Origin of the sequence: Streptomyces sp. NPDC001985, from assembly GCF_040296845.1 — a bacterium.
GTDB lineage: Bacteria > Actinomycetota > Actinomycetes > Streptomycetales > Streptomycetaceae > Streptomyces.
In genome coordinates this window covers 1-14650 of the sequence record NZ_JBEOYB010000019.1, presented here as the reverse complement: position 1 = coordinate 14650, position 14650 = coordinate 1, and the positions used below count along the sequence as shown (strand labels likewise).

Here is a 14650-nt window from a genome sequence, read left to right as displayed (position 1 = left end):
CCGTTCACATGCCGGACAGGCTGAGCGTGCGCCCGCCTCCCGTGGCGCGGGTCGGTTCCGGAACTCCCCCGGAGCCGCCTCGGGGAGTTGATCCCGGACGGGCTGGACTGCCCCCGTCACCGACAGATCAGAGCCCCCAGCCCCCCAGCCCCTCCGGCGATTGATTGAGGAGCGCGGGGGTTCGGCTCCACCGGCGATCGAGACACACGCAGCCGGCCTCCCCGGCCCTTCAGGAGCACGACCTCAGCCCCTCCGCGATCGAGCAGCACCACCCCGGCCCCACCGGCAGCCCAAGCACCCCAACCCCACCGGCGGCCCGAGCCCCCCCCCCAGCCCCTCCGGCGATTGAGGAGCGGGGGTTCGGGGGCAGGCCCCCGACCCGGGCCCGCGCCGGGCGGGGGGCAGGCAACATGGGCGCAACGTTCGGTTAACGAACACCCCCCCTCGCTCAACGGACGAATTCCGGCCAATTCTTGACGCGCCCCTGACAGAAACTGGTTACTCCTGCCACTCTTCCCCCGTTCCTCGAACACTCGCTCGGCATGCTCTGCCCGGACGGCCCGCCCTGCCGTCCGGTACCGCCTTCGCAGAAGGAGTACGCGTGAGATCCACCTCCCGCCGTCGCACCACCGCGACCGGAGCCCTCATCGCCACCGCCGCGCTCGTGGCCGTCGGCTTCCAGGCCGGCCCCTCCTCCGCCGCCGGCGCGGCGGCCTCCCCCGCCGCCGCCAAGGCGGGGAAGGCCGACCCGGGCGCCCTGCCCGTCGCGCTGACCCCCGCCCAGCGGGCGGAGCTGATACGCGAGCAGAGCGCCGGCACCGCCGCCACCGCCCGGGAACTCGGGCTCGGCGCCCAGGAGAAGCTGGTCGTCCGGGATGTGGCCCGGGACCGCGACGGCACCGTCCACACCCGCTACGAGCGCACCTTCGGCGGCCTCCCGGTGCTCGGCGGCGACCTTGTCGTCGCCGAGACCGGGGCCGGTGTCACCGAGTCCGTCACCAGGGCCTCGCGCACCGCCCTCAAGGGCGTCGCCACCAAGGCGCTGATCGCCCCGGCGGCGGCCGAGAAGCAGGCCCTGGCCCGCGCGAAGGCGGAGGGCTCCACCCGCACCGACGCGGACCGCGCGCCGCGCAAGGTGGTCTGGCTGGCGCAGGGCGGCAAACCGGTGCTGGCGTACGAGACGGTCGTCGGCGGCCTCCAGCACGACGGCACCCCCAACGAGCTGCACGTCGTCACCGACGCCGCCACCGGCGAGAAGCTCTACGAGTGGCAGGCGGTGCACAACGGCACCGGCAACACCCAGTACAGCGGGCAGGTGACGCTCGGCTCCACCCAGTCGGGGTCCACGTACAACCTCACCGACCCCGGGCGCGGCAACCACCGCACCACCAATCTGAACCGGGGCACCTCCGGCGCCGGCACCCTCTTCTCCGGGCCGGACGACATCTGGGGCAACGGCCTGCCCGCCAACACCGAGACCGCCGGCGCGGACGCCGCCTACGGCGCCGGGGTGACCTGGGACTACTTCAAGAACGTGCACGGCCGCAGCGGGATCAGGGGCGACGGGGTCGGCGCCTCCTCCCGGGTCCACTACGGCAACAACTACTCCAACGCCTTCTGGACCGATAGCTGCTTCTGCATGACCTACGGCGACGGCGCGGGCAACGCCAAGCCGCTGACCTCCATCGATGTCGCCGCGCACGAGATGACGCACGGCATCACCTCGTCGACGGCCAACCTCGTCTACAGCGGGGAGTCCGGCGGGCTGAACGAGGCGACCTCCGACATCTTCGCGGCGGCGGTGGAGTTCCACGCCAACAACCCGCAGGACCTCGGCGACTACCTCGTCGGCGAGAAGATCGACATCCGGGGCAACGGCACCCCGCTGCGGTACATGGACCGGCCGAGCCGGGACGGCTCGTCCAAGGACTACTGGTACTCGGGCATCGGCGGAGTCGACGTCCACTACTCCTCGGGCCCGGCGAACCACTGGTTCTACCTCGCCTCCGAGGGCAGCGGCGCCAAGACGCTCAACGGCGTGAGCTACGACTCGCCGACCTCCGACGGGCTGCCGGTCACGGCCATCGGCCGCGAGAAGGCCGCGCTGATCTGGTACAAGGCGCTCACCACCAAGTTCACCTCGACCACCAACTACGCCGCCGCGCGCACCGGCACGATCGCGGTGGCGACGGAGCTGTACGGGGCGAACAGCGCCGAGGTCGCCGGTGTGACCAACGCCTGGGCCGCCATCAACGTCGGCGCCCGCCCCGGCGGCGGCAACCCCGACCCGGGCACCAGCTTCGAGAACACCGCGGATGTCTCCATCCCGGACAACGGTGCCGCCGTGACGTCCGCGGTGACCGTCTCCGGCGTGGCGGGCAACGCCCCGGCGACGCTGAAGGCCGCGGTGGACATCGTCCACACCTGGCGCGGCGACCTGGTGGTGGACCTGGTCGCCCCCGACGGGTCGGTGTACTCGCTGAAGCCGTACAGCTCCTCCGACTCGGCGGACAACGTCCAGGAGACCTACACGGTCAACGCGTCCTCCGAGGTCGCGAACGGCGTCTGGAGGCTGCGGGTGCAGGACCGCGCCGCGCAGGACACCGGGTACATCAACAACTTCAAGCTCACCTTCTGACCCGGGACCGCACGGACCGGCGATGACCCGTTCGCCCGGGGGAGGAGCCACGGCTCCCTCCCGGGCGACACCCGTTTCCGGCCCGTTCCCGTTCCCGTTCAGGCGGGGAGGTATCCACGCGCGGCCACCAGTTCCCCGGTGAGACGGGTGAACGCGCGCGCGGCGGCGCTGCGGTAGCCGCTCTCCCGGCGGAGCAGCGACACCGTGCGGGCCGGCAGGGCCGGTTCGAGGGGGATGGGGCTCAGATGGGGGTGGTCGTGGGCGATGGCGTCGGGCAGCACCGTGGCGAGGGGGGTGCGGCGGACGATCTCCGTCAGGGCCTGGATGGAGTTGGCCTCCACGACGATCCGGGGGCTGACGCGGTGCCGGGCGAAGTAGGCATCGGTGTGGCCCCGGGTGGCGAAGTTCCCGCTGAGGAGCGCGAGCCGGTGACCGGCCAGCTCCGCCACGGGGAGCGGACGCCCGCGTCCCGCCTCCGGCCGGTGCGCCCCCACGACCAGGCTGAGGGTCTCGGTGAACAGCGGGGTGGCGGCGATCCCGGGCAGATGGGGCCCGGCGAAGGCGATCCCGATGTCGAGTTCGTCGGCGAGCAGCCCGGCCTCGATGCGGTCCTGGGTCATCTCCTCCACGTCGAGCGTGATGCCGGGGTGGCGGGAGTGCACCTCGGCGACGAGCGGGCCGATGAGATACGCGGTGAAGGTCGGGGTCACCGCGAGCCGCAGGCTGCCCCGGGAGAGGTCGGCCACGTCGAGCACCGCCCGCTCGGCGGCGGCCAGGTCCCGCAGCGCGCGCCGGGCGTAGTGCACATAGGTCTCCCCCGCGTCGGTGAGACGCACGGTGCGGCCCGTGCGGTCGAGGAGCTGTACGCCCACGGCGCGCTCCAGCTGCTTGATCTGCTGGGAGAGGGTGGGCTGGGAGATCCGCAGGTCCTCGGCCGCGCGGGTGAAGTTGCCGTGCTCGGCGACGGCGAGCAGATAGCGCAGATGACGCAGTTCCATGGCCATGAGACCAATCATAGATCAGATCAATAGCAATCATGCCTACTACGTCTTGGACACTATAGATACAGGTCATGCAGGGTGGATTCCGTCAGCCCGATCGGGCCGACGCCCACCGAAGGGAGTGACCCGTGCACGATCTCGTCCAGGGCCTCACGCGTTTCCAGCGGGAGGTCTTCCCCGGCAAGGCGGAGCTGTTCGGCAGGCTCGCCGGCACCCACCGGCCGGGAACCCTGTTCATCGGCTGCTCCGACGCCCGGGTGGTGCCGGAGCTGATCACCCAGAGCGAGCCGGGTGAGCTGTTCGTCATCCGTACCGCCGGAAATCTCGTCCCGGCCCACACCCCGGGCGGCGACGGCATCGCGGCCAGCGTCGAGTACGCCGTGGCGGTGCTCGGCGTCCGTGACGTCGTGGTGTGCGGGCACTCCGCCTGTGGCGCGATGACCGCGCTGGCCGAGGGCCACGACCTCAGCGGAGCGCCGGCCGTCGCCGGCTGGCTGCGGCACGCGGACGCCTCCCCGGCCCGCACCGCGACCGGCGGCACCGCGGCGGAGTCGGTCGCCGCCCTCGTACGCCGGAATGTGCTGGCGCAGCTCACGAATCTGGCCACCCATCCCCCGGTGGCCCGTGCGCTGGCGCGGGGAACGGTCACACTGCACGGCTGGGTCTTCGACATCGCCACCGGCGCCGTCGAGGAACTCGACCCGGGCGCCCACCCGAACGGCCACCGCCCGGCGGCCCTCGCGGCCTGACCCCCGCGCGTCCGCCACACCCTCCCGCGACCCGCCGTCCCCGCCACCCCGGCGGCGTACGGCCCCACCCCGAAAGGACACCCCTCCCATGGCGCACTCCCAGTTCGACCCCACCGCCCGCCAGGCCCTCGCCAACGCCGCCGTCGACGCCAAGACGCGCAAGGACCTGACCTGGCAGCAGATCGCCGATGTCACCGACTTCTCGGTGGCCTTCGTGACCGCCGCCGTGCTCGGCCAGCACCCGCTGCCGGAGGCCGCGGCGCAGGCCGTCGCCGAACTGCTGGGCCTGGACGACGACGCGGCGCTGCTGCTCCAGACCATCCCCACCCGGGGCTCGATCCCCGGCTCCGTCCCCACCGACCCGACGATCTACCGCTTCCACGAGATGATCCAGGTCTACGGCACCACCCTCAAGGCGCTGGTGCACGAGCAGTTCGGTGACGGCATCATCAGCGCGATCAACTTCAGGCTCGATGTGAAGAAGGTCGCCGACCCCGACGGCGGCGAGCGCGCCGTGATCACCCTGGACGGCAAGTACCTGCCGACCAAGCCCTTCTGAACCGGATCGGCCGAGGGCCCGTGCGGGGCCGGACCGCACCGGAGCGGTGATATCACCGCCGGTGTGGGCCGGCCCCGCATCCGTCAGCGATCATGAATTCATGTCAAAACCCACTAGACGCACCTTTCTGACCGCTGTGGCCGCGGCGACCGCCACCCCCCTGATCGCCCCGGCCGCCACCGCGCAGGCCGCGCAGGCCGCGCAGGCCGCGCAGGCCGCGCCCGCGCGCACCGCCGCCGGCCTCGCGGCGGCCGGCCCGCCCCGGTCCACCACCGGACCGGGCGGCGGCTCCGTCCTCCTCGCCGCCAACGACGCGATGCTTCACGGCTCCGTCGGCGGCGGGCTCGGCCCGGTCACCGCCGAAGCCGTCGGCGGAGCGCTCCCCGGCACCCGGATCACCCGGGAGAACCCCGACCACCCCGGGGACGCGTCGCAGCGCGTCGAGGTCGCCGTGCTCACCAGGAACGCGCGCACGGTCCGGATGCGCGGCCCGGAGCGGACCTTCGGCGAGTCCAAGCTGACCTTCTCCGACCGCTTCGACCGCAGCAGCACGGAGGGGTGGGGCGCCGGGCCCTCGCGGAACTTCTGGGTGCACAACAACGGCCCGGACAGCGACTTCACCGTGACCCCCGGCACCGGGACGGCCTCCGGCACCGGGGCGATCGCGATCACCGCCACCAACCCCACCCTCGCCCGCCACTCGACGCTCTCCGACGACATGATCACCGATGTCGACGCGCGCTCCACGGCGAGCTTCGACAGCGCGCCCGCCGGGGTCACCCTCTCCCACTCCCTCTCCTTCGGGTTCCAGAGCTTCGACGACCACTACCGCGCCCGGCTCTCCTTCCTCCCCGGCGGCGCCGTCGAACTCCGGCTGGAGAAGGAGCAGCAGAACACCGTCACCGTCCTGGACGGGCCCGTCACCCTGGACAGCGGCGGCTCCGCGCTCGACCCGTGGACGATCCGGGTCAGCCGCCAGGGCGGCTCCCTCAGGGCCCGGGCCTGGCGCGCCGACCGGGCGGAGAACCCCCAGTGGGGCGTCGAGAAGGCGTCGGACACCACCTTCGGCGCGGGCCGGGTCGGCGTCCGGGCGGCGGCGGGCGCCGTCGCCACGAGCGCCCTGCCGATCCGGCTCAAGGTCTCCGAGTTCACCGTCACCAGCGCCTCCTGGGCCGAGAACCCCTCCGTCACCCACCGGGAGTGGATACGGGTCCTGAAGGACCCCTACAACGGCACCTGGACGCCCGCGCTGGAGCAGCAGATCCGGGACTGGTACGGATCGACGGAGCCCGACGCGCTCGCCCTCGCCGCCATGTTCCTGCCGGGCGCCCCCGGGGTGGTGTCGGCCGAGGCCGGGAAGCAGCAGTTCGGCAAGCGCGTCCTCGGCGAGTCCCGGTACGGCCCGCCGGCGAACGGCGGCCCGCGGGAGGGCGCCGACTTCCACGAGTACATGGAGACGGACTGGAACTTCCCCGACGGCCACCGCCACTCGGCGGACGCGGCCAACGCCCGCTGCCTGGACTGCTCGGGCTATGTCCGGATGGTCTTCGGGCACCATCTGGGGATCGGGCTCGGCGACTTCAGCTCGGGGAACAGCGGCGGCTTCCTGCCGCGCACCTCGGAGTGGATGGCCCAGTGGGCCGGCTCGGCGCAGGTGGCCCACTCGGCCGCGACGCCGCCTTCCCTGACCGGGCTCCGGGTCGGCGATCTGGTCTTCTTCGACGCCACACAGGGCACCGAGTTCATCGACCACGTCGGGATCTACCTGGGCCTCGACCAGAACGGGAAGCGGCGCTTCCTCTCCAGCCGCAAGACGCCCAACGGCCCGACCCTGGCCGATGTCGGCGGCCCCTCGCTCCTGGACGGCACCAAGAAGTACGCCACCCGCCTGCGCACGGTCCGCCGGCTCTGACGGCCGCCGGCGGGCGCGGGGTGCGGCGGGAGCGGCCGTGCCCCGCGCCGTAATCTGACCGTATGACGACCTCCGCCGGCCCCGGTCCCGACACCGCCGTACGCGTTCTGCTCGCCGACGACGAGGCCATGATCCGCGCCGGGGTGCGGGCCATCCTCGGCGCCGAACCCGGGATCGAGGTCGTCGCGGAGGCCGGGGACGGGCACGAGGCGGTCGATCTGGCGCTGCGGCACCGGCCCGATGTGGCGCTGCTCGACATCCGGATGCCCCGGCTGGACGGGCTGCGCGCCGCCGAGGAGCTGCGGCGGGTGGCGCCGGGGACGGCGGTCGTGATGCTGACGACCTTCTCGGAGGACGAGTACATCGCCCGCGCGCTGGACTCCGGGGTGAGCGGCTTTCTGCTGAAGTCGGGGGACCCCCGGGATCTGATCTCCGGGGTGCGGGCGATCGCCGGCGGCGCGGCCTTCCTCTCCCCCGAGGTGGCGCACCGGGTGATCGCCCAGCTCGGCGGCGGCCGGCTCTCCCGGGCCGCCGACGCCCGCTCCCGTCTCGAACCGCTCACCGCGCGCGAGGGCGAGGTCGTCGCCCTGGTGGGGGCCGGTCTCTCCAACGGCGAGATCGCCGGTCGCCTCCATGTGGTGGAGAGCACGGTGAAGGCCCATGTGAGCGCCGTCCTGGCGCGCCTGGGGCTGCGGAACCGGGTCCAGCTCGCGATCCTCGCCCACGAGGCCGGTGTGGTGGAGCGCGGACCGGGACTTTCGTCGGGGGACCCGGGCCGGGCGCGTCCGGCAGAGTAGCCGCATGCGCAGCCAACGGACCCGGCACCTCCTCGTCGATCTCGCGCTCTGGGCGCTCCTCAGCGGCCCGGTGCTGCTGCTGGGCGATCCGGACGACGGCGGGTCCTGGGGCGGGGCCGCCGCCGGGGTGGGGCTGCTCGGGGTCGCGGCGCTGGTGTGGCGGCGGGTGCCGCTGCTCTCCCTGGGGATCGCCCTCGCGCTGACCGCCGCGCGGAACACGGAGCTGTTCGCCTCCGAGTACGTGCTGTCCATGGCCGCGTTCGGCTACCTCGCCGGCCGGCGCTCCCCCCGCGCCCGGCCCGCGCTCGTCTTCTTCGGGAGCGTCGCGGCGGCGGGTCTGGTGGCGCTGCTCCTCCTCGACCGCGACCCCTGGGCCTGGCCCGCGCAGCTCGGCTCGCTGCTCTTCACCGTCGTCGTCCCCTGGCTGGTGGGACGGTATGTCCTCCAGTACGCGGAGCTGATCCGCACCGGCTGGCAGCTGGCGGAGCGGATGGAGCGCGAGCAGCGGGCCGTCGCCGACCGGGAGCGGATGCGGGAGCGGTCCCGGATCGCCGGGGACATGCACGACTCGCTCGGCCACGATCTGTCGCTGATCGCGGTGCGGGCCGCCGCCCTGGAGGTGGACCCGGCGCTGAGCGAGAGCCGGCGGGCCGCCGCCGGGGAGCTGCGGCGGGCGGCGGCCGACGCCACCGCCCGGCTGCGGGACATCGTGGGGGTGCTGCGCGCCGACGACGAGCGGGCGCCGACCGCGCCGGCGGACGAGAGCGTGCGGGAGCTGGTGGAGCGGGCCCGGGAGTCCGGGATCGCGGTGCGGCTGCGGGAGGACGGCGTACCGCGGGCGCTGCCGGGGATGACGGACCGGGCGGTGCACCGCGTCGTCCAGGAGTCCCTGACCAACGCGGCGAAGCACGCGCCCGGCGCGGCCGTGGTGGTGGGGGTGGAGCGGGCGGCCGGTTGGGTGCTGGTCGTGGTGGAGAGCGGGCGGGCCGAGGGGCCGCCGTCGGGGCAGGCGAGCGGCGGCAGCGGGCTGGTCGGGCTGGACGAACGGGTCCGGCTCGCGGGCGGCACCCTGGACCACGGGCCGCGCCCGGACGGTGGGTTCACCGTCACCGCCCGCCTCCCGGTGACGGCCGGCGCGACGCCCCCGCCGCCGGAGCCGAGGGTCCCGTCGACCGCCTCCGGCCGGGCCCTGCGCCAGGCGCGCGGACGGGTGCGGCGCGGTCTGGCGCAGGCGATCGTGATCCCGGTGGCGGGGGTGGGGGTTCTGGCGGTGCTGCTCTTCGCGGCCGACCAGTACACCCGCGCCCGGTCCGTGCCGGACCGGGCGCAGTACGAGCGGATCGGCGTCGGCGACACCCGTGCCGAGGTGTCGGCGCGACTGCCGGAGCACGCCCTGGACGGCCGCCCCGCCGGGGTCGACCCGGAGCCGGCGGGCGCCGGCTCCTGCGTCTACTACCGGGTCGGCCGGTTCAGCGACGCGCCCGCCTACCGGCTCTGTTTCCGGGACGGCCGGCTGGCGTCCAAGGCGGTGGTGACCGATGTGGCCAACGAGGAGGACCGGCCCTGACGCCGGCCGTGTCCCTCATCGGCGCGGCACCCCCGCCCTCTCCCCCGCCGCCCCGGCGGGCAGGGTCACCAGGCCCGGGTCCGTGCCGGTCGCCAGGAGCGGATGGGCGGGCAGCACCCGGACGGTGTAGCCGAAGGGGCCCGTGCGGTCGAGGGCGAGGGTGCCCTCGAAGGTCCAGCGGCCGTCCAGGTCGGGGCCGCCGACGGGCTTGAGGGCGAAGGCGCGGGCGCCGGAGAGGGTGTCGTCCGCGTCGACCGGGCCGGCCACCGCCTGGACCTCGATGTCCTCGGGGGTCAGCTCGCCGAGCGCCACCCGGGCCCGCAGGGCGAGGTTCGCGCCCAGCTCGGCCGTACCGCGCGGCGCGAACTGTTCCGCCGTCTCGACATGGTCGACGGCCACCCGGGGCCAGACGGCGCGCACCCGCGCCTTCCAGGAGGCGAGTTCCCGGGCGGTGGCGGGGTCCAGCGCCCGGTGGGCGCCGGCGGCGGGGGCGTACAGCCGCTCCACGTACTCCCGGACCATCCGGCCCGCGAGCACCTTGGGCCCCAGCGACGCCAGGGTGCGGCGGACCATCTCGATCCAGCGCTGGGGCAGTTCCTGGGCGTCCCGCTCGTAGAAGCGGGGGGCGACCCGGTTCTCGATCAGCTCGTACAGGGCCGCCGCCTCCAGGTCGTCGCGGCGCTCCTCGTCGGTGGCGGAGCCGTCGGCGGTGGGGATCGCCCAGCCGAAGTCGGGCTCGTACCACTCGTCCCACCAGCCGTCGAGCACGGAGAGGTTGAGTCCGCCGTTGAGCGCGGCCTTCATGCCGCTGGTGCCGCAGGCCTCCAGGGGGCGCAGGGGGTTGTTGAGCCAGACGTCGCAGCCGGGGTAGAGCTTCTGCGCCATGCCCATGCCGTAGTCGGGGAGGAAGACGATCCGGTGGCGCACCCGGGGGTCGTCGGTGAACCGGACCAGCTCCTGGACCAGGCGCTTGCCGCCGTCGTCGGCGGGGTGGGCCTTGCCGGCGACGACGATCTGCACCGGGCGGGTGGGGTGGAGCAGCAGTTCGGTGAGGCGGTCGCGGTCGCGGAGCATGAGGGTGAGGCGTTTGTACGAGGGGACCCGGCGGGCGAAGCCGATGGTGAGGACGGAGGGGTCGAGGACGCCGTCGACCCAGCCCAGTTCGGCGGCGCCCGCGCCGCGCTGCCGCCAGGAGGCGCGCAGCCGCCGTCTGACCTCGTCCACGAGCTGTTCGCGCAGCTCGCGGCGGAGCTGCCAGAGGTCGGCGTCCGGGATGTCCACGACCGCGTTCCACAGTGCGGAGCCGCCGACGGTGAGGGCCTCCTCGGCGCGGCCCGCGCCGATCCGGCGGGCGCCCAGGCGCAGCACCTCGGGGGCGATCCAGGTGGGGGCGTGGACGCCATTGGTGATGGAGGTGATCGGCACCTCCTCGGCGTCGAAGCCGGGCCACAGACCGGAGAACATGCCCCGGCTGACCGCCCCGTGGAGGGTGGAGACGCCGTTGGCGCGCTGGGCGAGCCGCAGGCCCATCACGGCCATGTTGAAGAGGTGGGGCTCGCCGCCGGGGTAGGTCTCGGCGCCGAGCCGCAGGATCTTCTCGACGGGGAGGGAGGGGAGTTCGGCGCGCTCGCCGAAGTGGCGGCCGACGAGTTCGCGGTCGAAGCGGTCGATACCGGCGGGGACGGGGGTGTGGGTGGTGAAGACCGTCCCGGCGCGGACCGCTTCGAGCGCGGCGTCGAAGTCCAGGCCGGGGCCGTCGGCGCGCTCGCCCAGTTCGCGGATGCGCTCCAGGCCGAGGAAGCCGGCGTGGCCCTCGTTGGTGTGGAAGACCTCGGGCGCGGGGTGGCCGGTGAGCCGGCAGTACGTCCGTACCGCGCGCACTCCGCCGATGCCGAGCAGCATCTCCTGGAGCAGCCGGTGCTCGCTGCCGCCGCCGTAGAGCCGGTCGGTGACCTCGCGTTCGCCCGGTCCGTTCTCCTCGACGTCGGAGTCGAGCATCAGCAGGGGTACGCGGCCGACGCGGGCGATCCAGATCCGGGCGTGCAGGGTACGGCCGGCGGGCAGCGCCAGGGTGACCTGGGCGGGGGTGTCGTCCGCCTCCCTGAGGAGGGTGACGGGGAGTTCGTTGGGGTCGAGCACCGGATAGTGCTCCAGCTGCCAGCCCTCGGGGGAGAGGGACTGGCGGAAGTAGCCGTGGCGGTAGAGCAGGCCCACGCCGATGAGGGGGACGCCGAGGTCGCTGGCGGCCTTGAGGTGGTCCCCGGCGAGGATGCCGAGGCCGCCGGAGTACTGCGGGAGGGCGGCGGTGACGCCGAACTCGGGGGAGAAGTAGGCGATGGCGTCGGGGAAGGGCGGGTCGCCGGGCCGGCGGCTCTGGTACCAGCGGTCGCCGTGGAGGTAGTCGTGCAGGTCGGCGGCGGCGGCGGTCAGCCGGCGGAGGAAGTGCCGGTCCTCGGCGAGTTCCGCGAGCCGGGCGGCGGGGACGGAGCCGAGCAGCCGGACCGGGTCGGCGCCCGCGGCCCGCCATCCCCCGGGGTCGACGGCCTGGAAGAGGTCACGGGTCTCGGTGTGCCAGGACCAGCGGAGGTTGCGGGCGAGGGGGGTGAGGGGGTGGAGGGGTTCGGGGAGGACGGGGCGGACGGTGAATCGACGAATGGCCTTCACGGGTTCCACCTTCGCAGGGGAGGGAGGCATTCGAGGGGACGCACGGCGGTGTGTGCGTCTCCCCGTCACTGGAGGACGTTAGTGGGAGGGGGTGGGGTGCGGCCACGGCGCGCGCCGGTGCGGCGTGTGCTCCCACCGCCTCGCATGCGGGCGCGCCGCCCGTGCCCACCTGCGCTTTCCCGAGCGCCCCCCTCCGGCGCGGAGCCCCTCCGCTCCCTCCCCCGACCGCCTCCCTCACCCTCCCCGAGGCACGGCGTCCACGTCCCGGAGGGGTCTCCCTGCCGGGGGGCTCGGGCGCGGCTGGAGGCGCCGTACGGGGCCCTGCGGCACAGGGTCCGTCCTCAAACGCCGGACGGGCTGGGTTTGCTCGGGCTCGGGCGCCCCGGTGCGGGGGCCGTACTCAGGTGCCGGACGGGCGGAAACGCACAGGCTCGGGGGGCTTCAGGGGGCGGGAGCGGAGGGGATCGAGGTGGAGCGGTACTCCCCGGGGGTCATCCCATACCACTTGCGGAACGCCAGATGAAACCCCACCGTGCTCTGATACCCCACCCTCCCCGGCACCGCCGACTGCGGCAACGACGTCTCCCCCAGCAACCGCGCCGCCTCCTGCATCCGGCGCCCCGTCAGATGCCGCGCGGGCGCCTCCCCGACCAGCTCCCGGAAAGCCGCCGTGAACGCCGACCGCGACATCCCCACCTCGCGGGCGAGCGACTCGATCGTCCACGACTCGGCGAACCGCGTCGCGATGATCACCATCGCCCGGCGCACCCCGGGGTGCCGCAGCACCGGCAGCGACGACGGGTCGGCCACCAGGTCCCGCAGCAGATTGCGCATGGCGAGCACCAGCGCCATCTCGAAGGCCCGCAGCGTCACCAGCCGGTCCCCCGGCCCGGCCGGCCGGTCCTCGGCGGTGGCGAGCAGCCGCAGGGTGTCCCGGAGCAGCGGCTCCTGGTCGACCTGGGCGCGGTCGAGCACCAGGGCCCAGGGCAGCGCCTGGTAGAGGCCGGTCGCCGCGGACTCGTCGTAGTGCAGCCCGGCACAGAGCAGCCCGCTCTCCACCCCGCCGTCGCCGCCGACCACCGCCCCGCCGGGATTCCCCTGGCCGGCACGCGGCCGTACGGCCCCGAGGACGACGCCCCCGCGCCGCTCGGGGTGGTCCGCGAGCCGGTGGGCCGCCCCGGTGGGTAAGACGGCGAGGTCCCCGGCGCGCAGCCGGATCGGGGTGCGGCCCTCGGCCGTGAGCCAGCCCCCGCCCCGGGTGACGAAGTGCAGCACCGCGCACCGCTGATCCGCGCCGCCCTCGATCGCCCAGGGCGCCCGGACATGCCAGCGGCTGTCGAAGACACCGGTCAGCCGCAGCGGCTTGAGCAGCTCGCTGAGCAGGTCGTCGGCGCCGGGCACGGGTGTGCGCGGCGTCACCACCGGGGCGGGTGCGGCAGTGGTCACAGCGGCATCAGTGGTCATAGCGGTCACAGCGGTCACAGCGGTCACAGCGGTCACAGGGATGCCAACGGGGGTGATGGTTCATGGACGATCCTTCAACCTCCGACCCGGTTTGTTAATTGATCGGCCGAAGCCGTCGGGGCAAGCCTTGAAGAGCCGTATCCGGCAGCCAGCACACCCTATCGAAGGGCTCTTCAGACATATGTCCGATCACATTCCGATGCGCGTGGCGGTCGTGGGGGCGACCGGCTTCCAGGGAGGTGCCACGGCCCGTCTGCTGGTCGAACGCGGCCACCGCGTCCGCTCCCTGAGCCGCAGACCCGCCGCGGACCGCCCGGAGCTGCCCGGCGTCTCGTTCGGGACCGGGGATCTGGGCCGGTACGGCGATGTGCGGCGGCTCTTCGACGGGATGACGCACGCCGCGGTCGCGCTGCCGCTGGTGTACCGGGCGGAGCGGGTGCTGCGGTACGCCCAGCATCTGACGAAGGCGGCGGCCGAGACGGGGCTGCGCCGGGTCGTTCTCAACACGGGCACCCGGATTCCCGTGGAGACCACCGGTGTCGCGGCCTTCGAGACCCGCCGGCTGGCCGAGACGGTCTTCCGCGAGGGGCTCGCGCACAGCGGCGTGGAGCTGGTGGTGGTGCGTCCGCCGGTCTATCTGGACAGCCTGTTCACCGCCTGGACCGCGCCCGGCCTGGTCGACGAGGGGGTGCTCGCCCACCCGCTGCCCGAGGGGACCGGGGCCGCCTGGATATCGCACCGGGATCTCGCCGAGGCCGTCCACGCGGCGCTCACCACGCCCGGTGCCGCCGGCCGCCGCTTCGACATCGGCGGCGCCCGGACGCTGACCGGACCGGCGCTGGCCGCCGCCGTCGGCCGGGGGCTCGGCTGCCCGGTGCGGTACGCACCGCTGGGGACCGGGGTGTTCGAACGGGAGCTGGCGCGGACCCTGGGACCGGAGTCCGCCGCCGGGCTGACCGGGATCTTCCAGTACCTGGCCACCGGCTCCGGCGCCGGGCTGCTGGCCGGCGACGGCGGCGTATCGGCCTCGGCGCTGTCGCTGACGCCCGCGCCGGTGGAGGAGTGGGTGGCGCGACAGCCGTGGCAGCTGTGGTCGGGGGCGCTGGCATGAGCGCGGCCCGAGGCACATCCGGGAACCGGTCCGAGGACGAGCCGAGCTGGGGCGCGTAGGGGGCGCGAACCGCGGCGAGCGGGAGCACAGGAGTCATCGAGGGCGTGGGCCCCGGCGCGCGGCGCGCCGGGGCCCCCCCCCCCCCCGGCGGGGGCCCGGCGGACAACCCGGCCGACCGCAACGCCAAC

10 protein-coding genes are annotated in these 14650 nt (G+C 74.2%); 7 read left to right on the top strand and 3 right to left on the bottom strand.

Annotation, left to right across the window (positions count from 1 at the left end):
• The first annotated feature begins 601 nt into the window (after positions 1 to 601).
• The gene (locus ABT122_RS11095; RefSeq protein ID WP_351548710.1) at positions 602 to 2638 is read left to right on the top strand and encodes a M4 family metallopeptidase; all 2037 of its coding nucleotides are present in this window, start codon (positions 602 to 604) and stop codon (positions 2636 to 2638) included.
• 98 nt (positions 2639 to 2736) lie between these two features.
• On the opposite strand, the gene cynR is transcribed toward ABT122_RS11095, so the two are convergent.
• Positions 2737 to 3642, bottom strand: a complete 906-nt coding sequence (gene cynR, locus ABT122_RS11090) for a transcriptional regulator CynR (protein ID WP_351548707.1) — start codon at positions 3640 to 3642, stop codon at positions 2737 to 2739.
• 125 nt (positions 3643 to 3767) lie between these two features.
• Between cynR and ABT122_RS11085 the strand changes: the two genes are divergently transcribed.
• From ABT122_RS11085 to ABT122_RS11065, 5 genes are all read left to right on the top strand, one after another.
• Positions 3768 to 4388, top strand: a complete 621-nt coding sequence (locus tag ABT122_RS11085; RefSeq protein WP_351548704.1) for a carbonic anhydrase — start codon at positions 3768 to 3770, stop codon at positions 4386 to 4388.
• Between the two features lie 88 nt (positions 4389 to 4476).
• Positions 4477 to 4947, top strand: coding sequence for a cyanase (gene cynS / locus ABT122_RS11080; RefSeq protein ID WP_351548701.1), 471 nt, complete (start codon positions 4477 to 4479; stop codon positions 4945 to 4947).
• Between the two features lie 100 nt (positions 4948 to 5047).
• Positions 5048 to 6859 carry an NlpC/P60 family protein gene (locus tag ABT122_RS11075; RefSeq protein ID WP_351548698.1) on the top strand — a complete coding sequence of 604 codons (1812 nt, stop codon included), beginning with the start codon at positions 5048 to 5050 and terminating at the stop codon, positions 6857 to 6859.
• A gap of 62 nt (positions 6860 to 6921) precedes the next feature.
• Positions 6922 to 7656 carry a response regulator gene (locus ABT122_RS11070; protein ID WP_351548695.1) on the top strand — a complete coding sequence of 245 codons (735 nt, stop codon included), beginning with the start codon at positions 6922 to 6924 and terminating at the stop codon, positions 7654 to 7656.
• 4 nt (positions 7657 to 7660) lie between these two features.
• Positions 7661 to 9223, top strand: a complete 1563-nt coding sequence (locus ABT122_RS11065; protein WP_351548692.1) for a sensor histidine kinase — start codon at positions 7661 to 7663, stop codon at positions 9221 to 9223.
• 15 nt (positions 9224 to 9238) lie between these two features.
• Here ABT122_RS11065 and glgP read toward each other — a convergent pair whose 3' ends face one another.
• Positions 9239 to 11887 (bottom strand): alpha-glucan family phosphorylase, encoded by a 2649-nt coding sequence (gene glgP, locus ABT122_RS11060; RefSeq protein WP_351548689.1) that lies wholly within the window; start codon positions 11885 to 11887, stop codon positions 9239 to 9241.
• Between the two features lie 441 nt (positions 11888 to 12328).
• Complete coding sequence (locus tag ABT122_RS11055; RefSeq protein ID WP_351548686.1) at positions 12329 to 13333, bottom strand: AraC family transcriptional regulator; 1005 nt, start codon at positions 13331 to 13333, stop codon at positions 12329 to 12331.
• Between the two features lie 199 nt (positions 13334 to 13532).
• Between ABT122_RS11055 and ABT122_RS11050 the strand changes: the two genes are divergently transcribed.
• Positions 13533 to 14462: an SDR family oxidoreductase gene (locus ABT122_RS11050; protein WP_351548683.1), complete on the top strand. Its 930-nt coding sequence runs from the start codon at positions 13533 to 13535 to the stop codon at positions 14460 to 14462.
• The last annotated feature ends 188 nt before the right edge of the window (positions 14463 to 14650 follow it).

What these genes read in the sequence shown, in the direction of transcription:
- ABT122_RS11050 (WP_351548683.1), top strand. Translation starts at nt 13,533, where the DNA reads ATGTCCGATCACATTCCGATGCGCGTGGCGGTCGTGGGGGCGACCGGC.
- cynS (WP_351548701.1), top strand. Translation starts at nt 4,477, where the DNA reads ATGGCGCACTCCCAGTTCGACCCCACCGCCCGCCAGGCCCTCGCCAAC.
- cynR (WP_351548707.1), bottom strand. Translation starts at nt 3,642, where the DNA reads ATGGCCATGGAACTGCGTCATCTGCGCTATCTGCTCGCCGTCGCCGAG.
- ABT122_RS11065 (WP_351548692.1), top strand. Translation starts at nt 7,661, where the DNA reads ATGCGCAGCCAACGGACCCGGCACCTCCTCGTCGATCTCGCGCTCTGG.
- ABT122_RS11070 (WP_351548695.1), top strand. Translation starts at nt 6,922, where the DNA reads ATGACGACCTCCGCCGGCCCCGGTCCCGACACCGCCGTACGCGTTCTG.
- ABT122_RS11075 (WP_351548698.1), top strand. Translation starts at nt 5,048, where the DNA reads ATGTCAAAACCCACTAGACGCACCTTTCTGACCGCTGTGGCCGCGGCG.